Source organism: Telluria sp. BA11 (genome assembly GCF_056680305.1).
Window position 1 is genome coordinate 3,534,845 of record NZ_CM155275.1, and the last position, 20,106, is coordinate 3,554,950.

20 protein-coding genes are annotated in these 20,106 nt (G+C 63.9%); 11 read left to right on the forward strand and 9 right to left on the reverse strand.

Going from position 1 to position 20,106, the window contains the following annotated elements:
• Positions 1-53 precede the first annotated feature (53 nt).
• On the forward strand, positions 54-2,240 hold the full coding sequence (locus AC1MGT_RS15575) for a TonB-dependent receptor plug domain-containing protein (RefSeq protein WP_499500903.1): 2,187 nt from the start codon (positions 54-56) through the stop codon (positions 2,238-2,240).
• A 167-nt stretch (positions 2,241-2,407) separates the two neighbouring features.
• Here AC1MGT_RS15575 and AC1MGT_RS15580 read toward each other — a convergent pair whose 3' ends face one another.
• Both AC1MGT_RS15580 and AC1MGT_RS15585 read right to left on the reverse strand, forming a co-directional pair.
• The gene (locus AC1MGT_RS15580; protein WP_183556964.1) at positions 2,408-3,544 is read right to left on the reverse strand and encodes a PilT/PilU family type 4a pilus ATPase; all 1,137 of its coding nucleotides are present in this window, start codon (positions 3,542-3,544) and stop codon (positions 2,408-2,410) included.
• A gap of 9 nt (positions 3,545-3,553) precedes the next feature.
• The gene (locus tag AC1MGT_RS15585) at positions 3,554-4,597 is read right to left on the reverse strand and encodes a type IV pilus twitching motility protein PilT (RefSeq protein WP_332532983.1); all 1,044 of its coding nucleotides are present in this window, start codon (positions 4,595-4,597) and stop codon (positions 3,554-3,556) included.
• Between the two features lie 54 nt (positions 4,598-4,651).
• On the opposite strand from AC1MGT_RS15585, the gene AC1MGT_RS15590 reads away from it, so the two are divergent.
• Complete coding sequence (locus tag AC1MGT_RS15590; RefSeq protein ID WP_499500905.1) at positions 4,652-5,353, forward strand: YggS family pyridoxal phosphate-dependent enzyme; 702 nt, start codon at positions 4,652-4,654, stop codon at positions 5,351-5,353.
• Between the two features lie 10 nt (positions 5,354-5,363).
• Positions 5,364-6,176 carry a pyrroline-5-carboxylate reductase gene (gene proC / locus AC1MGT_RS15595; protein ID WP_499500907.1) on the forward strand — a complete coding sequence of 271 codons (813 nt, stop codon included), beginning with the start codon at positions 5,364-5,366 and terminating at the stop codon, positions 6,174-6,176.
• A 63-nt stretch (positions 6,177-6,239) separates the two neighbouring features.
• Here proC and AC1MGT_RS15600 read toward each other — a convergent pair whose 3' ends face one another.
• From AC1MGT_RS15600 to ubiA, 4 genes are all read right to left on the reverse strand, one after another.
• Complete coding sequence (locus AC1MGT_RS15600; RefSeq protein ID WP_183556973.1) at positions 6,240-6,542, reverse strand: hypothetical protein; 303 nt, start codon at positions 6,540-6,542, stop codon at positions 6,240-6,242.
• The gene (locus AC1MGT_RS15605; protein ID WP_332532987.1) at positions 6,526-6,909 is read right to left on the reverse strand and encodes a phage holin family protein; all 384 of its coding nucleotides are present in this window, start codon (positions 6,907-6,909) and stop codon (positions 6,526-6,528) included. The genes AC1MGT_RS15600 and AC1MGT_RS15605 overlap by 17 nt, the downstream gene beginning before the upstream one ends.
• Position 6,910: 1 nt before the next feature.
• Positions 6,911-7,231 (reverse strand): ElaB/YgaM/YqjD family protein, encoded by a 321-nt coding sequence (locus AC1MGT_RS15610; protein WP_332532988.1) that lies wholly within the window; start codon positions 7,229-7,231, stop codon positions 6,911-6,913.
• 66 nt (positions 7,232-7,297) lie between these two features.
• Positions 7,298-8,152, reverse strand: coding sequence for a 4-hydroxybenzoate octaprenyltransferase (ubiA, locus tag AC1MGT_RS15615; protein ID WP_499500909.1), 855 nt, complete (start codon positions 8,150-8,152; stop codon positions 7,298-7,300).
• A 304-nt stretch (positions 8,153-8,456) separates the two neighbouring features.
• On the opposite strand from ubiA, the gene AC1MGT_RS15620 reads away from it, so the two are divergent.
• Positions 8,457-9,959: a PhoX family protein gene (locus AC1MGT_RS15620; protein WP_499500914.1), complete on the forward strand. Its 1,503-nt coding sequence runs from the start codon at positions 8,457-8,459 to the stop codon at positions 9,957-9,959.
• A gap of 31 nt (positions 9,960-9,990) precedes the next feature.
• A complete protein-coding gene (locus tag AC1MGT_RS15625; RefSeq protein ID WP_499500916.1) occupies positions 9,991-10,569 on the forward strand; it encodes a PEP-CTERM sorting domain-containing protein in 579 nt (192 codons plus the stop codon).
• Between the two features lie 77 nt (positions 10,570-10,646).
• Here the strand turns inward: AC1MGT_RS15625 and AC1MGT_RS15630 are convergent, their stop codons facing one another.
• On the reverse strand, positions 10,647-11,492 hold the full coding sequence (locus AC1MGT_RS15630) for a rhomboid family intramembrane serine protease (protein WP_499500918.1): 846 nt from the start codon (positions 11,490-11,492) through the stop codon (positions 10,647-10,649).
• An 86-nt stretch (positions 11,493-11,578) separates the two neighbouring features.
• Complete coding sequence (locus AC1MGT_RS15635) at positions 11,579-12,322, reverse strand: SDR family NAD(P)-dependent oxidoreductase (protein WP_499500920.1); 744 nt, start codon at positions 12,320-12,322, stop codon at positions 11,579-11,581.
• An 85-nt stretch (positions 12,323-12,407) separates the two neighbouring features.
• On the opposite strand from AC1MGT_RS15635, the gene AC1MGT_RS15640 reads away from it, so the two are divergent.
• The gene (locus AC1MGT_RS15640) at positions 12,408-12,971 is read left to right on the forward strand and encodes a TetR/AcrR family transcriptional regulator (RefSeq protein ID WP_499500922.1); all 564 of its coding nucleotides are present in this window, start codon (positions 12,408-12,410) and stop codon (positions 12,969-12,971) included.
• Positions 12,972-13,309: 338 nt separating this feature from the next.
• The gene (locus AC1MGT_RS15645) at positions 13,310-14,998 is read left to right on the forward strand and encodes a mechanosensitive ion channel family protein (RefSeq protein ID WP_499500923.1); all 1,689 of its coding nucleotides are present in this window, start codon (positions 13,310-13,312) and stop codon (positions 14,996-14,998) included.
• On the opposite strand, the gene AC1MGT_RS15650 is transcribed toward AC1MGT_RS15645, so the two are convergent.
• The gene (locus AC1MGT_RS15650) at positions 14,976-15,923 is read right to left on the reverse strand and encodes a LysR substrate-binding domain-containing protein (RefSeq protein WP_258836589.1); all 948 of its coding nucleotides are present in this window, start codon (positions 15,921-15,923) and stop codon (positions 14,976-14,978) included. The genes AC1MGT_RS15645 and AC1MGT_RS15650 overlap by 23 nt on opposite strands.
• Before the next feature lie 146 nt (positions 15,924-16,069).
• Between AC1MGT_RS15650 and AC1MGT_RS15655 the strand changes: the two genes are divergently transcribed.
• The 4 genes from AC1MGT_RS15655 to AC1MGT_RS15670 are packed head-to-tail and all read left to right on the forward strand — an operon-like array spanning position 16,070 to position 20,102.
• Positions 16,070-17,260: a PilT/PilU family type 4a pilus ATPase gene (locus AC1MGT_RS15655; RefSeq protein WP_499500925.1), complete on the forward strand. Its 1,191-nt coding sequence runs from the start codon at positions 16,070-16,072 to the stop codon at positions 17,258-17,260.
• A 12-nt stretch (positions 17,261-17,272) separates the two neighbouring features.
• Positions 17,273-17,746, forward strand: coding sequence for a D-glycero-beta-D-manno-heptose 1-phosphate adenylyltransferase (gene rfaE2, locus AC1MGT_RS15660; protein WP_258836587.1), 474 nt, complete (start codon positions 17,273-17,275; stop codon positions 17,744-17,746).
• 5 nt (positions 17,747-17,751) lie between these two features.
• Positions 17,752-18,921 (forward strand): aminotransferase class V-fold PLP-dependent enzyme, encoded by a 1,170-nt coding sequence (locus AC1MGT_RS15665; RefSeq protein WP_499500927.1) that lies wholly within the window; start codon positions 17,752-17,754, stop codon positions 18,919-18,921.
• Positions 18,921-20,102, forward strand: coding sequence for an SGNH/GDSL hydrolase family protein (locus AC1MGT_RS15670; protein WP_499500929.1), 1,182 nt, complete (start codon positions 18,921-18,923; stop codon positions 20,100-20,102). Before AC1MGT_RS15665 ends, AC1MGT_RS15670 begins: the two co-directional genes overlap by 1 nt.
• Positions 20,103-20,106: the final 4 nt, after the last annotated feature.

Here is a 20,106-nt window from a genome sequence, read left to right on the forward strand (position 1 = left end):
GTGCTGTTCGCAGCAGCAGGGGCATGACAGAATACGGCACCTTTGAATCTGCCATGACTGTCCCCCAGATGCTTCGCCCCACGCTCGTCGCGCTTTCCCTGTCTGCCTTGCCTGCCTACGCCCAGAACACCGCGGCACCGGCACTCTCCACGGACACTGTCCAGAAGGTCGAAGTCAAGGCCGACGCCAACGGCTATGATCCGCGCCGCGACGACACCGCCAGCAAGATCGTGGTGTCGACCGAGGAAATCCGGCGCTACGGCGACACCTCGGTGCTCGACGTGTTCAAGCGCCTCCCGGGGATCACGGTCAGCGGCGGCGCCGGGCGTGGCGGTGGCGAGATTCGCATGCGCGGCCTGGGCAACGGCTACACGCAGATCCTGCTCAATGGCGAGCGCGCACCGGCCGGCTTCGACATCGACCAGCTTTCGCCCGAGTCGATTGAGCGCATCGAAATCCTGCGTGCAGCCAGCGCCGAGTTTTCGACACAGTCGATCGCCGGCACCATCAACATCGTCCTCAAGCGCGCGGTGAAAAAGGCGCAGCGCGAGCTGCGCGTGGGCTACGGCAAAAGCGGGGAGGTGAGCAATCCTTCGGCCAGCCTCACCATGTCTGACCGCATCGGCAAGATGTCGTATTCGCTCGCCGCGAGCGCCTGGCGCTACGAGTTCGATCGCCCGTCGCCGTTCGAAGAATCGCAGGTTGATGCGGCCGGGCGCCCCATCTTCGTGCGGCGCACCGTGCAGACCGATCGTGGTAAACCGCAAGGCATCAACCTCACGCCGCGACTGAACTGGAGCCTGGAAAACGGCGACACGGTCAGCTGGCAGTCGCTCGTGACGCACCAGCGCACCGATTACCAGGGTGGCGCCGTGGTCGACACCATCCTTGGCCTGCCCCCGCGGTACGACGTGCGCGGCATGACCAGCGATGGCAGCAGCTCCGTGGTGCGCTCGGACCTGAACTGGATGCATAACCTGGACGAGGGCGCAAAGCTGGATCTGAAGCTGGGCGTGAACGGCATGCGCAGCGATGGTAACTATCATGAAGAAGACGCCCGCACGATGGACGGCGTCGCCCGGCTGGCGCGTGACTCGGTCGTTCTCAGCGACACTGACGAAGTCGGCGTCACGGCCGTGGGCAAGTATTCGCGCCCGTGGAAAAAAGACCATGCACTGTCGATGGGCTGGGATGCCGGCTATGCGGTGCGCGACGATGCGCGCGGCGAGGTGGAACTGTTCCCGCTCGCGGGTACGACGTTGCGCCGCAATGAAGAATACGAAGCGACCCTCAAGCGCCTGGCGCTATTCGTGCAGGACGAGTGGAACATCACCAAGCAATGGTCGATGTACGCGGGCCTGCGCTGGGAAGGGCTGGAAACGCGCAGCAGCGGCAACACGTTCGAGACCAGCACCAACCGTACCAGCGTCTGGAGCCCGCTCGCGCAGACCTTGTACAAGCTTCCCGACAGCCGCGATCAGGTACGCGTGGCGCTGACCCGCACCTTCAAGGCACCCCTCACGGGCAGCTTGATCCCGCGGCGCTTCACGACCCCGAACAACAGCCAGACCGACCCTGACTATCGCGGCAATCCCGACCTGAAACCGGAACTGGCGACCGGCATCGACGCATCCTACGAACATTACTGGGCCGAGAAGGCGCTGTTGAGCGCCAGCGTATCGGTACGGCGCATCAGCGACTACACGCGCCAGGGCCTGCTTTTTGAAGACGGTCGCTGGATCCAGACGCCGGTGAATGATGGCGACGCGCTCACGCGCAGCCTGGAGCTCGAGGCGAAGTTTCCGCTGTCGGCCGTGATGCAGGACGTGCCGGACATCGACCTGCGCGCGAGCCTGGCGCGCAACTGGTCGCGGGTCGATGCGGTGCCGGGGCCGGACAACCGGCTCGATCAGCAGGTGCCGGTGTCGGGCACGCTGGGTGTGGACTACAAGACGCCGGGCGGCAAGCTCACGACGGGCGCAAGCTTCGCCTTCAAGAACGGCGGCAACGTGCGCGTGAACGTGGAGCAGTCACGCTACCAGAGCGTGCGGCGCGAGCTGGATGTGTATGCGCTGTGGAAGCTCAATCCGACCTACCAGCTGCGACTGGCGGCAACCAATCTGCTGGCGCAGGATACGGTGTCCGAGTCGCGCTACGTGGACGAGAACGGCGTGCAGCGCAGGACGACGTTTGCGGATGGGCAGGCGGTGGCGCGGGTGACGCTGGAGTCGCGGTTTTAAAAGCCGGTGGGCCCGTGCCGGGTAGGGTGGACGGCTGCGCCGTCCACGCGGTGATCGGCATCGGTGCCGATTTCGTGCCGGATGAATTTGGTGTTAACCATCACCGCGTGGACGGCATAGCCGACTGCGCGTCCCGGTCCACCCTACGTCATCACCCCATCACCCCATCACACCAATCCCAACGCCTCCGTCCCGCTCGAAAAATCGCGGTTCTTCGCATGCTTGCTATTGAGCTTGATGTTCAACCGCAGGTCATTGACCGAGTCCGCATTGCGCAGCGCGTCTTCGTAGGTGATCTTGTCGGCCTCGTACAGGTCGAACAGCGCCTGGTCGAACGTCTGCATCCCCAGCTCGCGCGACTTCTTCATGATTTCCTTGATCTCATGAACTTCGCCCTTGAAGATCAGGTCCGAAATCAAGGGTGAGTTCAGCAGGATCTCGATCGCCACCACGCGGCCCTTCGATTCCTTCTTCGGAATCAGGCGCTGCGACACCAGGCCTTTCAGGTTCAGCGAGAGGTCCATCAGCAGTTGCTGGCGGCGTTCCTCGGGGAAGAAGTTGATGATGCGGTCCAGCGCCTGGTTGGCGCTGTTGGCGTGCAGCGTGGCCAGGCACAGGTGGCCCGTCTCGGCGAACGCGATGGCGTGCTCCATCGTCTCGCGGTCGCGGATCTCGCCGATCTGGATCACGTCCGGCGCCTGGCGCAGCGAGTTTTTCAGGGCTGCTTCAAAGCTGTCGGTGTCCACGCCCACTTCGCGCTGCGTGATCACGCAGTTCCGGTGCGGGTGGACGAATTCGACCGGGTCTTCGACCGTGATGATGTGGCCGTAGCTGTTCTCGTTGCGGTAGCCGACCATCGCCGCCAGCGTCGTCGACTTGCCCGAGCCTGTCGCGCCGACCATGATTACCAGCCCGCGCTTGGTCATCACGACATCCTTGAGCGTGTCGGGCAGGCTCAGTTCCTCGAACTTCGGGATCGCCGTGGTGATCACGCGCAGCACCATGCCCACGCAGCCCATCTGCATGAAGGCCGAGACCCGGAAGCGTCCCAGGTCGCCCGGCGTGATCGCAAAGTTCGCTTCGCGCGTGAGTTCGAACCCGGCCCCCTGCTTGTCGTTCATGATGGCGCGCGCCAGGTCGCCCGTGTGGCCGCTGGTGAGCGGCTGGCTCGAGACGGGCGTCATGCGCCCGTCGATCTTGATCGCCGGGGGAAAGCCCGCCGTGATGAACAGGTCCGAGCCGCCCTTGGTCACCATCAGGCGCAGCAGGTCGAACATGAATTTGGTAGCCTGGTCGCGTTCCATGGATGGTCCTTAACCGAGGAAGTTTTCGGGGATCTTGGCGGCGCTGCGCGCGACCACCGACGAGATCATGTTGCGGCGTACGAGGTCGGTCAGGTTCTGGTCGAGCGTCTGCATGCCCACATTGCTGCCGGTCTGGATCGCCGAGTACATCTGGGCGATCTTCGCTTCGCGGATCAGGTTACGGATGGCCGGCGTGCCGATCATGATTTCGTGCGCCGCCACGCGGCCCGAGCCGTCCTTGGTCTTGAGCAGCGTTTGCGAGATCACGGCCTGCAGCGATTCGGACAGCATCGCGCGCACCATCTCTTTTTCTTCGGCCGGGAACACGTCGACGATACGGTCGATCGTCTTGGCGGCCGACGACGTGTGCAGCGTGCCAAACACGAGGTGGCCCGTCTCGGCGGCCGACAGCGCCAGGCGGATCGTTTCCAGGTCGCGCAGTTCGCCGACCAGGATCGCGTCCGGGTCTTCGCGCAGCGCCGAGCGCAGGGCGTTGCTGAACGAGAGCGTGTGCGGACCGACTTCGCGCTGGTTGATCAGGCATTTCTTGGAGTCGTGCACGAATTCGATCGGATCTTCGATCGTCAGGATGTGGCCATATTCCTGTTCATTGAGGTGATTCACCATCGCCGCCAGCGTGGTCGACTTGCCCGAGCCGGTGGGGCCCGTGACCAGCACCAGGCCGCGCGGTTTCAGGGCCAGTTCGCCGAAGATCTTCGGCGCGTTCAGGTCTTCGAGCGACAGGATCTTGGACGGAATCGTGCGCAGCACGGCGGCCGCGCCCCGTTCCTGGTTGAACGCATTGACGCGAAAACGCGCCAGACCCGGAATCGCGAACGAGAAGTCGCACTCGAGCACTTCTTCGTACTGCTTGCGCTGGCCGTCGTTCATGATGTCATAGATCATGCCGTGCACGTCCTTGTGCTCCAGCGGCGGCAGGTTAATCCGGCGCACGTCGCCATGGACGCGGATCATCGGCGGCAGGCCGGCCGACAGGTGCAGGTCCGAGGCCTTGTTCTTGACCGAGAAAGCGAGTAATTCCGATATGTCCATTTATAATCCCAGTGCCGCAAACGGCCTCAAAAATATTTCCTATAGAAAATCATTATGTCCATAATCGCCGGGAACTTGCAAGCTGTCGAAGCGACAATCACCGATGCTGTAAAGGCATCGGAACGCACCAGAAGCGACGTCCAGTTGCTGGCCGTGTCGAAGACCTTCCCTGCACAGGCGGTGTTAGAAGCGATGGCCGCAGGCCAGCTGGCGTTCGGCGAAAACTATTTGCAGGAAGCGCTCGACAAGATCGCAAGCGTCGCGCAGGCGCAACCAGATGCGGCCGTCGAGTGGCATTTCATCGGCCCGATCCAGAGCAACAAGACGCGGCCCATCGCCGCCAGCTTTGCCTGGGTGCACACGGTCGAGCGGCTCAAGATCGCGCAGCGCCTGTCAGAGCAGCGGCCGCCCGAACTGGGCCCGCTGAATATCTGCCTGCAAGTGAACATCAGCGGTGAGGCCAGCAAGAGCGGCGCATCGCCTGAAGAATTACCGGCGCTCGCGCGCGAGGTCGCGCAACTGCCGAACCTGCGCCTGCGCGGCCTGATGGCGATTCCTGAACCCACCACCGATGTCGCAGAACAGCGCGCTGCCTTTGCCCGTGTGCGCGCCCTGTTTGACGCGCTGCGCGCTGACGGCCTGGCATTGGACACGCTATCGATGGGCATGTCGGGCGACCTGGCGCCCGCGATCGCTGAAGGCGCGACGATCGTGCGCGTGGGCAGCGCCATCTTTGGCAAACGCGATTACACCTGACAGGATCACCATGAACATCGTCTTTATCGGCGGCGGCAATATGGCCGCAGCCCTGATTTCCGGGCTCGTGAAAGTTGCGGGTTCCGGCGCGCAGATCCACGTGGTGGACCGCAATCCCGAAGCACTGGAACGCCTGGCGCGCGAGTATGGCGTGCGCACCGCGACGGACATCGACGAGGGTGTCCAGCACGCTGAAGTCGTCGTGCTGGCCGTGAAGCCGCAGCAGATGCGCGAAGTGGCCACAGCACTGGCACCGCACCTGACGCGTCAACTGGTGCTGTCGATCGCCGCGGGCATCCGCAGCAGCGACCTGACGCGCTGGCTCGGTGGCTACGACGCCATCGTGCGTACGATGCCGAACACGCCGGCACTGATCGGCATGGGCGTGACGGGGATGGCGGCGCAGGCCGGCGTCAGCGCCGCGCAACGCGAGCAGGCCGACGCCGTCATGCGCGCGGTAGGCAAGACCGTGTGGCTGGACGACGAAGCGCAGATCGATGCGGTGACAGCGGTGTCGGGCAGCGGGCCCGCCTATGTCTTCTATTTTCTGGAAGCGATGCAGGAAGCCGCCCGCGCCATGGGCCTGAACGCGGAGCAGGGCAGGGAACTGGCGCTGGCCACGTTCACGGGCGCAGCGCAACTGGCGGCGCAGTCGGCTGAAGCAGTCGACATATTGCGGGCGCGCGTGACGTCAAAGGGCGGCACGACGCATGCGGCAATCGAGAGCATGGAAGCGGCAGGCGTCAAAGGCGCGATCGTCGCGGCGATGCAGGCAGCTGCAGCGCGCGGCAAGGCGCTCGGGGACGAGCTGGGTCAGGATTGAGCGCATGAAAAAAGGGGCGCCGCCAATGCGGACGCCCCTTTGTGTCATGCGGGAGTGCGGGGTTCAATGCACCTCGAACTTCCGCCACCCCAATACCGGCAGCACCTTCTGCGCCAGCTTGTAGGCCGACAACGCTGCGGTGATCGCACCGACCACCCAGGTCGGCTTGGTCAGCAGGATGCCCACCCCGACGCCGGCGGCGGTCAGGATGGCTTTCTTGTGCTGCACCACATACCCCGTGGTGCCGCCCATCGCCGACGGCGTGCGCAGCAGCGTCACGTCGGCCGACATCTGGGCGCGCTGTTCGGCGCATTGCGCAGCCAGCAAGCGGCGGCGCACCGCCAGTGGTTCAGATTTTGACGTCATCGATCGGCTCTCCTTTGACAGCTTGTGCATCCTTGCGCAGTTCGGCCAGCGTGGCCGCCATGATCGGCCCGCGGTTTGTCAGGTCACCACGGACCTTGAAGAACGCCAGCACACTGCCCAGCGCGAACAGCAGCGTCATGCCGCCAACGGCGAGCAGGCGGTGCGTATCCCAGAACAGCACCAGCACGAACAGGATGAGCAGCAGCACCGCGACCACGCCGAAGAAGGCGGCAGCGACGCCCCAGGCGACGTAGCCGAACAGGCGGTGCGTTTCTTCCTGCAGTTCGAGCGTCGCCAGCTCCAGCCGCGTGCGCAGCATGGCAAGCAGCGTGGCCCCAATGCGCGAAATGGTCGCGGGGATCGTCATCTTATTTACGGACGATCAGCATGCCGATGACGACACCGATGGCAGCGCCCAGGCCAACCGATTTCCATGGGTTGTCCTTGACGTATTCGTCGGTGGCCTTGGCGGCGACCTTGGTGCGCTCGACTACGGTTTCTTCGGCGTTGATCAGGCCGACCTTGGCTGAGGCCAGCGTCTGCTCGAACTTGGCCTTGGCCGACTTGAGTTCTTCGCCGGTCAGCTGGCTGCCGTTGCGCAGCCACGATTCCGCGTCGCCGATGACGCTTTTCAGGTCATTGACCAGTTGGTCGCGGGTGTTGGTCTGGGTCGGGATTTTTTCGATCATATTGGGCCTCTTGGTGTGGTGGTCGATCACGCTGCCGGAGCAGCGATGAATGCATTTCGGACAATATTAACCTAATGCATAATCTAGTGCGACACCAATGAACAGTGCGGCCCCCAGCCAGTTGTTATGGCGGAAGGCCTTGAAGCAGTTCATCCGGTCGCGGTGGCGGATCAGCGTGTAGTGATACAGCGCGATCGCGCCCGCCACTGCCACACCGGCCACGAACCACCAGCGCAGGCCCAGCGACCAGCCACACAGCAAAAAGATCGCCAGCGACGCGCCATAGCACAGCATGATCGCGGCCACGTCGAAGCGCCCGAACGTGATGGCCGATGTGCGCATGCCCAGCTTGATGTCGTCATCGCGGTCGACCATCGCATACGCGGTGTCGTAGGCCACGGCCCAGAACACATTCGCCACCAGCAGCCACCAGGCCACGCCTGGCACCGCGCCCTGCACGGCGGCAAACGCCATCGGGATGCCGAAGCCAAACGCGATGCCCAGGTAAGCCTGCGGAATGGCGAAGAAGCGCTTGAAGTACGGGTAGGTGCCGGCAACCACCACGGCCACCACGGACAACTGCTTTGTCAGCGCATTGAGCGGCAGGATCAACAGGAACGACGCGATCGCCAGCACGGCCGCGACCATCACCGCTTCCCAGCCCCGGATCTTGCCGCTCGTGAGCGGGCGGTCGACCGTGCGCTTGACGTGGCGATCGAAGTCGCGGTCGGCGTAGTCGTTGATGGCACAGCCGGCGGAGCGCATCAGCGCCGTGCCGACCACGAAGATCGCCAGCACATCGAACGCCGGCACGCCGCCGGAGGCCATCCACAGCGCCCATAGGGTGGGCCACAGCAGCAACAGGATGCCGATCGGCTTGTCGGCCCGGATCAGGCGAAAGTAGAGCGCCAGCTTGTTCATGTGTTCGCTTTTTTGTCGCAAAAAATATTGATCGGAAGACAGCAATTCTAGCCGGTTTGGGGACGCTGCGCGGCGCACCCTTGCCGCAGCAGGCCCCATGCGATGTGAATGACAGGCAGATGTCACGACCAACCGTGCAGGGTAAAAAATTGTCTTTTTGTTGTCATTAACTTGACATGATCGTTTGCTTTAATGCATCGGTCCGAGCCGGGGTGGTAAGGACAGGCGGGCCGCCGCTCAGGCGCTGCCAACATTCGAGATGCCGGTCCACCGGCTCGCACGTCCAATCAATGGAGAAGTACACATGAACAACCACGACACGTCGCCGTCGCGCCGCAACCTGCTCAAGGGCATCGCTGGCGCCAGCGCGCTGCCATTCGTCGGCGCCTTCGCCGCGTTGCACGCGCGTGAAGCTGCCGCCGCCAATGGCGTCACCGCGCCCGTCGACAGCCCGTACGGCCCGATCGCGCCAACCAATGACCTGAGCACCGGCCTGCCGCTGCTGCAACTGCCGCCTGGCTTTACCTACAAGAGCTATGGCTGGCGCGGCGACACCATGGCCGACGGCCGGCCATGCCCGGCCGGCCACGACGGCATGGGCGTGATCGCCACGCGCAAGGTCGGCCGCAGCACCGAACAGGTGTTGGTGCGCAATCATGAAATCACCAGCAGTGCAGCTGGCAATTTCATCAACGCCTACAGTTTCTACGATGGCGGCACGATCAACACCACCACGACCAACCGCTCGTGCGGCGGCACCACCAACCTGGTGTTCCGCGATGGCGACTGGGTCAGCATGACGCCCAGCCTGGGCGGCACCCAGCAGAACTGCGCCGGCGGCGTCACGCCATGGGGCACGTGGCTGACCTGCGAAGAAGTCGGTTCCGACGCGATCACCGCCGGCGGCAAGAAGCACGGCTACGTGTTCGAAGTGACGGTCGATCCGCGCCAGACGACCGGCCAGCCGATTGTCAACATGGGCCGCTTCGCGCACGAAGCCGCTGCCGTCGATCCGGCCAACTGCAATGTCTACCTGACGGAAGATTCGTCGGGCAAGTCGGGCTTCTATCGCTACGTGCCGGACATCAAGACGGGCGCGGCCGGTTCGCTGGCGCGCGGCGGCGTGCTTGAAATGGCGAAGGTCAAAGGCGTCAACAATGTCAACCTGGCCACTGCGTCGGTCGACCTGACGTACGAACTGGAATGGGTGTCGATCCCGAATCCGGACGCCAACCGCGGCAACAGCGTGGGCCTGAATGGCCAGGCGATCAGCAATGCCGCCGGGCCGTTCAACCAGGGCTGGGCCAAGGGCGCGCTGCGCATGAACCGCGGCGAAGGCATCTTCTATACCAAAGGCAAGCTGTACGTGATGGACACGTCGGGCGGCCCGGTCAACCGTGGCGCGATCTGGGAACTGGACCTGGCCAGCCAGACGCTCAAGTGCATCTATTCGAGCCCGAGCCCGCTGATCGGCAATATGGGCGACAACCTGGCGGTCAGCCCGCGCGATGGCCTGCTGATCTGCGAAGACTCGTCTAGCCCGATCACCGACACCTTCGGTTTCGGCCAGCGCCTGATGGGCCTGACGGGCACCGGTGACGCCTACATCTTCGCCAAGAACAACGTGAACCTGACGGCGGCCCAGCTGACCGCCGCCGGCAAGGCGCCGACCCTGGCCGGCGATGGCCGCGGCAATGAATTTGCCGGTGCCTGCTTCGATCCGACCGGCCGCTATCTGTTCGTCAATATCCAGACGCCAGGCATCACCTTCGCGATCTCGGGTCCATGGGCCAAGGGTCCGCTGTAATTCTCACCGCATTCATTCAAGGATCATCATCATGACCATCAACAAATTCATCACCGCCGGCCTGGCCGCGCTGGCCTTTTCGACCCTGGCGCCGGCCCACGCTGCGCTGCTGGTCAGCTCGAACAGCGCGGCAGGCAATGCCGTGACCGACTACAGCGCCGCCGGCGCCGTGTCGTTCGACTTGGCGCTGGCCAATTTCACTGGCACCAAGCTCAACTTCGTGCTGGAGGAAGCCGACCTGGCTGGACCGCTGAGCCTGAGCGCGATGGTGATCAACCTGAGCGGCATGTCGTTCCCGCAGTTCACCTTTGGCTTGCAGGGCATCCGTTTCGCTGCGCCGGGCACGGTGTCCGCATTCTCGCAAGCGCTCAGTGTCAACAACTCGTTCTACAACGCGGCGATCACGTTCGCCAATGGCGAACCGGCCGAGTTCCAGTTCGGGAACCCGACCCTGCTCGATGGCCGCAGCGACTGGCTGCTCGACACCAGCGGCATGCGCGCCGGCGACACGTTCTCGATCATGGCCGAAGTGCCGGAACCGTCGACGATCGCGCTGATGCTGCCGCTGCTGCTGGGTGGCTTGATGGTGGCCCGTCGCCGCCAAGGCTGATCGGGCTGGTTGCGTTGAACGCGTGGGCGGGGTACCCGCCCACGCGTTCAACCCAATGTTGCGCCGCGTGGACGGTATTACGGGCGTTGAGGATTCACGGCCCGCATCGCCTCGCGTTGCGCAGCGAGCACCTCGGATGCGCGCAGGATCTGTGCGATCCGGCTGACCTGGTCGGACGGCGGCTGCTTCACCAGCGCCACCAGCACGCCCAGGCCGACGGCGAACACGAGCGCCGACTGCACCGCAGGGGCGATCCGCAATACTCTTCCCGGCAGCATCAGCAGGGCGCCGATGGCGATCCCGGCCAGCGCACCACCGATGTGGGCCGCATTATCGGTACCGGTCATCAGAAAGCCCATGCCGATATTCAGCGCCACCACCTGGAAGATGACCTTCAATTCGATTTTCGCCGCTGTGCCGGCGCACAGTGCATGTACCAGCAGGGCGCCGGACGCGCCGAGCAGCGCGCCGGATGCGCCAATGCTGACCGTGGTTGCGAAATGCGGCGTGAAGCCCATGGCCGATGGCACCAGGTCGTAGCCCGTGTTGCGCACGGCCACGCTTGCATACCACCAGGCGCTGGCCAGCCCGCCGAACAGGCCGGACAACAGATAGATCAATGTAAAGCGGGTACGGCCCCAGACCGCCTCGGACAATGGACCGATCTGCGACAGCATGAACATGTTCAGGCCAAGGTGCAGCGCGCCACCGTGCAGGAACATCGACGTGACAAGCCGCGTCCAGTCGCCGGTGAGGGTGTAGGGGCCGAGGTTGCCGCCCCAGGCAGTCAGGTCGGCCGGACTGGGCGACATCCAGTCGACGCCGTTCATGCCCAGATACACCCAGGCGCCGATATTGAGCAGGATGAGCCAGAAGGTAGGGGTGGTGAAAAGGCTCGGGCGCGTGCCCGGTGTTGTCTGCATGATTGTTACCGAAAATAAATTATCGGTGAAAATAGCACCTTTCAGACAAGCCGTCGATTCACTAACGCGGATCGCTTGCTCTTCGCCTACACCGCCGCGACACCGCCATCGACGAAGAGTTCATGTCCAGCGACAAAGCTGCTGTCGCTTGATGCCAGGAAAAGCACTGCCCGTGAGACCTCGTTCGGCTCCGCCAGCCGCCCAAGTGGAACGCTTTTATTCAGCGCCTCTTCAACAGCCGGCTGGGCGTCTAGGTAGCTGCGTATCAGGCGGGTTTCCGTGCCTCCGGGCGAGACCACATTCACGCGGATACCCTGCTGCTTGAGGTCATTCGTCCAGCTTCGGGCGAAGGAGCGCACTGCCGCCTTGCTCGCGTTATAGAGCGATTGGCCCGGCAAGCCCTTGCTGCCAGCAATGGAACCATTGAGAACAACCGCACCTCCCGCCGTCATCAAAGGTAGTGCCTTCTGCACAGTCAACACCACGCCTTTCACATTGATGCCGAAGATCGAATCGAAATGCGCATCGTCGATCGCATCGAGTGGTTTGACCTCGTATATGCCTGCATTGGCGAACACCACATCAACGCGTTGATGGTCGCGCTGAATCCGTTCGTAAAGCCGGGCGACGTCGACAGCGCTGGTGACGTCACCTTGCACGCCGACCGCTCCATGCCCGATTTCATTCACGGCGTCGTCCAGCAGCTCTTGCCGGCGCCCTGTGATGTACACGTGCGCACCTTCGATGGCGAACAGTTTGGCCGTTGCGAGACCGATCCCGTCGCTTCCCCCTGTGATCACCACAACCTTGTTCTCAAAACGCTTCGTCATTTTCTGGTACTCTTTTTAAAAGTGGAGGATCGCCCCACTTATGATACGGAGGGTTCCTCCACTTAACAAGCGAAAGAGCAAAATAGTGAGTGATGAACCTGTCCTCAGGGCTGATGCGCAAAAAAACCGCGAACTGATCCTTGTTGCCGCCGAGGCACTGTTCCTGGAAAAAGGCGCGAATGTTCCACTGGAAGACGTTGCCAAGCGCGCAGGGGTCGGTATCGGTACGCTGTATCGTCGCTTTCCCACGCGTGAGGCGTTGTTGGCCGCTACCAGCAATGAGCGTTTCTTGTCGCTGGCCCAGACCAGCCTTGCGCGCGACGCAGACCTCACGCCAGGCGCCGCGGTACGCGCTTATCTTGAAGAGCTTGCCAGCAATACCAGCATTTATCAGAGCCTTGCTGCGTCGATCGGGACGGTGATCCAATGCGGAACGCCAGGATGTAATGCGATCACGGCCGAAGGGCAGCGCTTGCTTCAGCGCGGACAGGAAGCGGGCGCCATCCGCAGCGATGTCACTTACGAGGATTTGATTTACGTGGTCACTGCCATTTCGATCGCGATCGACGCTGACCGTTCAACGACATCGCGTATCGGCCACATGGTGGACTTGTTCCTGAATGGCATAAGCGTAAAAGATCCGGATTAACATCCGGATTAACCGCCGATAGCCGCCTCTACCGCCGCCTCCCACGCACTTTGCCAATGGCCTGCGAGCCCCTTGCGCTGCCAGCAATAGTGCGGGCGTGACATCGGCAGGATGCTAGACTTTGGTTCCCGGGCGCCACTGCCCGGCCATCCAGACCGATCGCATCGCAGGTCCGGGCCAGCGCGTTTGCCCCGGCACGGCATGTCCATCGCTGCGCATCCGCAGGCATGCCATCTCGCCGGATGTCGCGGTGTCCGCACCGTCACTCCCGTCCGGGCCGCGTCATGCGCCATGCGATCAAACACGTGCAAGGAGTCGTTTTGAATAGAATATTGTCGATGAGATTACTGGTCTCGCTGTCCCTGGCATTGCTGCTGGGACTTACCCAACCACCGGCGTTTGCGGCCGGCCAGGATGCCGAGGCACCCGCCGCCGCTGAATCTGCCGTCCCCGATCCGCTCAAGCGCGAGACGCCGCGCTCCATGGTCTCCGGCCTGCTTGGCGCCCTTGGCCAATCCGACTACGATCGCACCGCGCTGTACTTCGACTTGCCGCCTGCAACCAGCTCGCGCCAGCGTACCAACGCGGTGGAGCAGGCGCGCGCGTTCCACGCGGTGCTGGACGATGGCGGCACGCTCGACACCTTCATCGCGCTGTCCAACGACCCCAACGGCAAGGTCAGTGACGACTTGCCGGTCGATCAGGAGCGCGTCGGCGAGATCGCCATCCAGGACAAGAAAATCCCGGTGCTGCTCACGAAAGGGCAGGACGGCGAGCATCAGGTGTGGCGCGTCTCGCGCGAGACGCTGACCCAGATTACCGCGGCCACCAAGCGTGCGCCCGTAGTCACGGAACCGGCGGATGACCAGGTCGTCGTCGCCGGTGCGCCGCTGAAGGACTGGGCGCTGCTGCTGGGCCTTGGCGTGCTGGTGTTCGGCGGCTTGTGGATGCTGTCGGCGCTGATCGTGTTCTGCATGCGCAAACTCGTGCCCGACCCGGAAGCCAACGGCCTGTACCGCTTCTTTGAGGCGGCCCTGCCGCCGGTGAGCCTGTTGATCGCCGTCGGCGTGTTCTACAACTGGGCCGAGCAGCTGCCAGTGTCGATCGTGGCGCGCCAGACCCTGCTGCGCTATACCAGCATTGTCTACGTGGTCGCGTTCGTCTGGTTCGGCTTGCGGCTGGTCGATGCGATTTCACAACTGGCCATTGCACGCATGCAGCGCAGTCAGCGGCGTCAGGTCGTGTCGGTCATCACGCTGGCGCGCCGCGCCGCCAAGGTCATTCTGCTGGCGTTTTCCGCCATCGCCATCCTGAGCACCTTCGGCATCGACGTCACGACCGGTATCGCGGCCCTTGGTATCGGTGGTATCGCGCTGGCGCTGGGCGCCCAGAAGACGGTGGAGAATCTGGTCGGCAGCGTGACCGTGATTGCCGACCGCCCGATGCAGGTGGGCGACTTCATCAAGGTCGGCGACGTGGTGGGCACCGTGGAAGACGTCGGCATCCGCTCGACCCGCATCCGCACCAATGAGCGCACGGTCGTGACGATTCCGAATGGCGACCTGTCGGCGCGCCAGATCGAAAACTACTCTGCGCGCGACCGGTTCCTGTTCAATCCGGTGATTGCCATCGCTTATGGCAACTCGTCGGCCAAGCTGAAGGAAGCCATTGCAATCGTCCAGCAAGTCCTGACCGACGAAAAGAATATGGCAGAAGGGCACCGCGCGCGCCTGGGCAGCATCAGCGAGCGCGCCTTCAACATCGAGGTGTTTTCCCACATCGACGTGCACGAGTTCGACACGCAGGTGATCATTCGCGAAAAGCTGCTGCTGACGATCTTCGAGCGGCTGGAAGCAGCTGACATCAGCCTGGCATTCCCGACCCAGACCATCGTGTTCTCGCCGTCGCAGCTCGAGGCGGTCAGGGACGGGGCTGCGGCCAACGGCGATGCCGACAAGACCGACGACGCCGTCGCTACTGCGCCGTCAGCCGTGTGGACCAACGCTACGCCGCCGCCTCGTACGTGATCATTTCCACGCCAGGCAGATGACATTCACTCACCGCCTGCATCACCGCATCGATCGCGGCGCGGCGGGTGAAGCTCTTGCGCCAGGCGATCACGACGCGGCGCGACGGCGCCGGCCTGGTGAACGGCACATAGGCCAGCAAGCCATTCGACTCGCTCAGGTCGGTGACCGACGCGCGCGGCAGCACCGTCAGGCCGATGCCGCTGGCGACCATGTGGCGGATCGTTTCCAGCGACGAGCCTTCGAACGTGCGCTGCATGCCGGTGCCACCGCCCGGCGCCGAGAAGCGCGCCATTTCCGGGCACACTTCCAGCACCTGGTCGCGGAAGCAGTGGCCGGCGCCGAGCAGCAGCATCGTTTCGCTTTTCAGGTCTTCGGCCGAAATTTCCTTGCGCTTGGCCCACGGGTGGTGTTTCGGCATCGCCACGATGAACGGCTCGTCGTACAGCGGCTGCACCGCCATCCCGTGGTCGGGCAAGGGCAGCGCCATGATCGCGGCGTCGAGCTCGCCCTGGCGCAGCAATTCCAGCAGCTTGTGCGTGAAATTCTCTTGCAGCACCAGCGGCATTTGCGGCACGTTGTCGATCAGGTTTTTGACCAGCGGCGGCAGCAGGTACGGCCCGATCGTGTAGATCACGCCCAGGCGCAGCGGGCCGGCCAGCGGGTCTTTGTTCTGCTTGGCTAATTCTTTGATGGCAGCGGTCTGCTCCAGCACGCGCTCGGCCTGCGCCACGATCTGGGCACCCAGAGGCGTGACGGACACTTCGGAGCCGCCGCGCTCGAACAGCAGCACGCCCAGCTCGTCTTCCAGCTTCTTGATGGCGACCGACAGCGTGGGCTGGGCCACGAAACAGGCTTCGGCCGCGTGGCCGAAGTGCTTGGCGCGGGCGACGGCGACAATGTATTTCAACTCGGTCAGGGTCATGGTAGGCGTCTCGACAAGGCGCGCTGCCGGCGCCTCGCGAGAGCGGGGCAGCAGGGCACGCGCCATGAAATAATGGTGTAGCGAGAATGATAGTCGATATAATCTCTTGATAGGCTCCGCCTATGCATCTTTTGTGAAAGGCCCGCATGTCCACCACGTTTGGCCCGGCGGAAGCCCAGGTCTATATCCATAAACTGCTCACGGTGATGCATCACCAGGGCGGTTCCGACCTTTTCATCTCGGCTGATTTCCCGCCGAGCATGAAGTACCAGGGCGCCATGAAAGCCCTCAGCCAGCAGCGCCTGAGCGGCGAAGTCACGCGCGCGCTCGCGGTCTCGCTGATGAACGAGCGCCAGCGCGCCGAGTTCGAGACCGAAATGGAGTGCAATTTTGCGATCTCGCTGCCCAACGTCTGCCGCTTCCGCGTGAACGTCTACGTGCAGCAGCAAAGCGTCGGCATGGTTGTGCGCACCATCTCGTCCGAGATTCCCAACTTTGAAAAGCTCGACCTGCCCGAAGTGCTCAAGGATGTCGTGATGACCAAGCGCGGCCTGGTGCTGGTCGTGGGCGGCACCGGCTCGGGCAAGTCGACGACGCTGGCGGCGATGATCGACTATCGCAACAACAATTCGGCCGGCCACATCATCACGGTGGAAGACCCGGTCGAATACGTCCACAAGAACAAGAACTGCCTGATCACGCACCGCGAAGTGGGCGTCGACACGCTGTCGTGGCACAACGCGCTGAAGAACACGCTGCGCCAGGCGCCGGACGTGATCCTGATCGGCGAGATCCGCGATACCGAAACGATGGAGCACGCGATCGCGTTCGCCGAAACGGGCCACCTGTGCCTGGGCACGCTGCACGCGAACAATGCCAACCAGACGATGGACCGGATCATCAACTTCTTCCCCGAAGAACGGCGCAACCAGCTGCTGATGGACCTGTCGTCGAACCTGCGCGCCATTGTCTCGCAGCGCCTGGTGCGCACCGAGGACGGCAAGGGCCGCAAGGCCGCCATCGAAATCCTGCTCAACACGCCGACGATTGCCGAGATGATCCTGAAAGGGAACTTCCAGAGCATCAAGGAGATCATGCACAAGTCGCGCGAGCTGGGCATGTGCACGTTCGACCAGGCCTTGTTCGAGCTGTACAACAAGGGCTTCATCAGCTACGACGAAGCGATCCGCAATGCCGACTCGGCCAACGGCCTGCGACTGCAGGTCAAGCTGTCGGGCGAGCGCAAGGAACCGGGCCTGCCGGCCGGCGCCGCGCGGCCATCCGAACTGTCGATGGCACTTGACGAAGAGCCTGACGACGAACCGCCCAAACACTGAAACTGAATACCCATGCCTTCATTTGAAAACAAGCTCTGCACGCGCGCCGACCTGGCTGCGCGGATCGCCGCACTGCCAAAGCCGGTGGTGCTGACCAACGGCGTGTTCGACATCCTGCACCGCGGCCACGTGACCTATCTGGCGCAGGCGCGCGAGCTGGGCGCGTCGCTCGTGGTGGCGGTCAACACGGATGCGTCCGTCAAGCGGCTGGGCAAGGGCGACGACCGCCCGCACAACACGCTGGCCGATCGCATGGCGGTGCTGGCCTCGCTGGAATCGGTCAGCCTGGTGGTCGAGTTCGACGAACAGACGGCGCTCGAAGTGGTCCAGGAAGGCCGGCCCGATATCTATGCCAAGGGCGGCGACTACGTCATGGACCAGATTCCCGAAGGGCAGGCCGTGCTGGCGTATGGCGGGCGTGCGGTGGCGATCGACTTCGAGCATGACCGCTCGACCACGAAATTAGTGGCGCGGATCCGGGGCTGACCGGCATGGCCAAGCTCCCTGTGATGCCGGCACTGGCCGGCCTGTATCCGCCAGCGCCCGACGGCATCGTCAATCTCGAGCACGGCTACTTTGGCGCGATGGCGCAGCCGGTGCAGGCGGCGCTGGTCGAATCGGTCGACTATCTGAATCGTCATCTGAGCCCGTTCCTGCGCAGTGCGCAAGCTCTCGAGCATGGCGCTGTGCTGTGCGCGCGGCTGGCCAAACTGATCAATGCCGAACCACATGAGATTCTGCTCACGCGCAGCGCGAGCGAATCGATGCAGGTGCTGATCGGCCAGTACCACCGGCTGGCGCCAGGCGACGGCGTCCTGTGGAGCAACCTCGATTATCCGGCGATGCGCTATGCAATGGCGTGGCTTGAAGGGCGGCGCGGCGTGGTGCCGACCGAACTGCAACTGACACTGCCCTTATCGGGCGACGCGCTGCTGGAACAGTATGCGACGGCGATCCGCGATACGCCGGGCCTGAAGCTGCTTTTGCTCTCGCAGGTGTTCCCGGCCAATGGCCAGTCGGTGCCGGTGCGCGAGATCGCCGCACTGGCGCGGGCGCGCGGCGTCGACGTGCTGGTCGACAGCGCGCATGCGCTGGGCCAGCTGGACGTCGACGTGCAGGCGATGGGCATCGACTTCGCGGGCTTCAACCTGCACAAATGGATCGGCGCGCCGCCGGGGCTGGGCTTTGCGTACATCCGGTCTTCACGTCTGGACCGGATCGAGCCGCACTTTGGCGACCGCGATTATCCGGCGGACGATATCCGCGGGCGCTTGCATGCCGGGATGCCGCCGATGAGCGCGATCATGGCTGCGCCGGTGGCGCTGGACGTGCATGCGCAATTGGGCGGCTCGGCAGCGAAAGGCGCGCGGCTCGCGTGGCTCAGGAATTACTGGGTGCAGCGCGTGGCGGACCTGCCGGGGCTGCAATTGATGAGCCCGCTGGTGGGCGACACGGCGCTGGCGGCGTTCACGATCGACGGCATGCGCGCGCATGACGTGCAGGCGGCGCTGCTGGAGCGCTTCGGCGTGTTCACGGTGGAGCGGCCGGTGGGCGACGCCAGCCTCGTGCGCGCCACGGTGGCGCTGACGACGACGGTGGAAGAACTCGATCGCCTGGTCGAAGGATTGACGGTGTTGACCCGCGAAGCGGCGGGTGCCTGATGACGGGCACGTCGATGTACACGCTGTCGCCCATTCCCGCAGACCTGATCCATGGCGCGGTCGAGCTCCAACGCACCGATGCCGGCCTGCTGCCGCAGCGTTTGCCGGCCTGGGCGCTCGCGCAGCATCTGGATGTGCAACTGGCGCTGGCTGCAGCACAGCCATCCGGCGTGCGCCTGGCGTTCCGGACGGCGGCCCGTGTCGTCGAGTTACTGGTGCTGCCGACCAAGCGCAGCTACGGCAAGATGGCGCCGCGGCCCGACGGTATCTTTGATCTGGTGGTCGATGGGAAGCTGCTTGCCCAGGCAAGCGCGCCGGGCGGCAAGCGCCTCGACATCGACATGATCAGCGGCGCCACCAGGGTGCACCCGGGCGAGCCGCACTGGCTGCGCTTTGCCGACCTCCCGGCGGGCGACAAGACCGTCGAACTCTGGCTGCCGCATGACGAGACGACCGAGCTGGTGAGCTTGCGCGCGGATGCGCCGGTGTCGGCCCTTTTGAAAGGCGGCCAACGCCGCTGGCTCCATCACGGCAGTTCGATCAGCCAGGGCTCGAATGCGACCCACCCGACCGGCATCTGGCCTGCGGTGGCGGCCGGTCTGGCCGGCGTCGATCTGTTCAATCTTGGGTTCGGCGGCAATGCCTTGCTGGACCCGTTCACGGCGCGCACGATCCGCGACCTGCCGGCGGACCTGATCAGCCTGAAGCTCGGCATCAATCTCGTCAACACCGACCTGATGCGCGTGCGGGCGTTCGGGCCAGCCGTGCACGGCTTTCTTGACACGATCCGCGAAGGGCAGCACCGGAGCACGCCGCTATTGGTAATCTCGCCGACCTGGTGTCCGATCCACGAAACGACGCCGGGGCCGACCATGTTCGATGGCAAGGCCATGGAGCAGGGCAGGCTGCTGTTCCGGGCGATGGGCAACGATGCCGAGCGGCGCCAGGGCAAGCTGACGCTGGGTGTCATTCGCGAGCAGTTGCAAAGAATCGTCGCGCAGCGGGCAGCGACCGATGCGCACATCCATTACCTCGATGGCAGCGCGCTGTATGGCGCCGACGACAACGCGCACCTGCCGCTGCCGGATGCGCTGCATCCGGACGCCGCCACGCACCGGCTGATCGGTGAGCGCTTTCATGCGCAGGTGTTTGCCGATGGCGTGTTCGGCCAGCAGGACTGAAGTT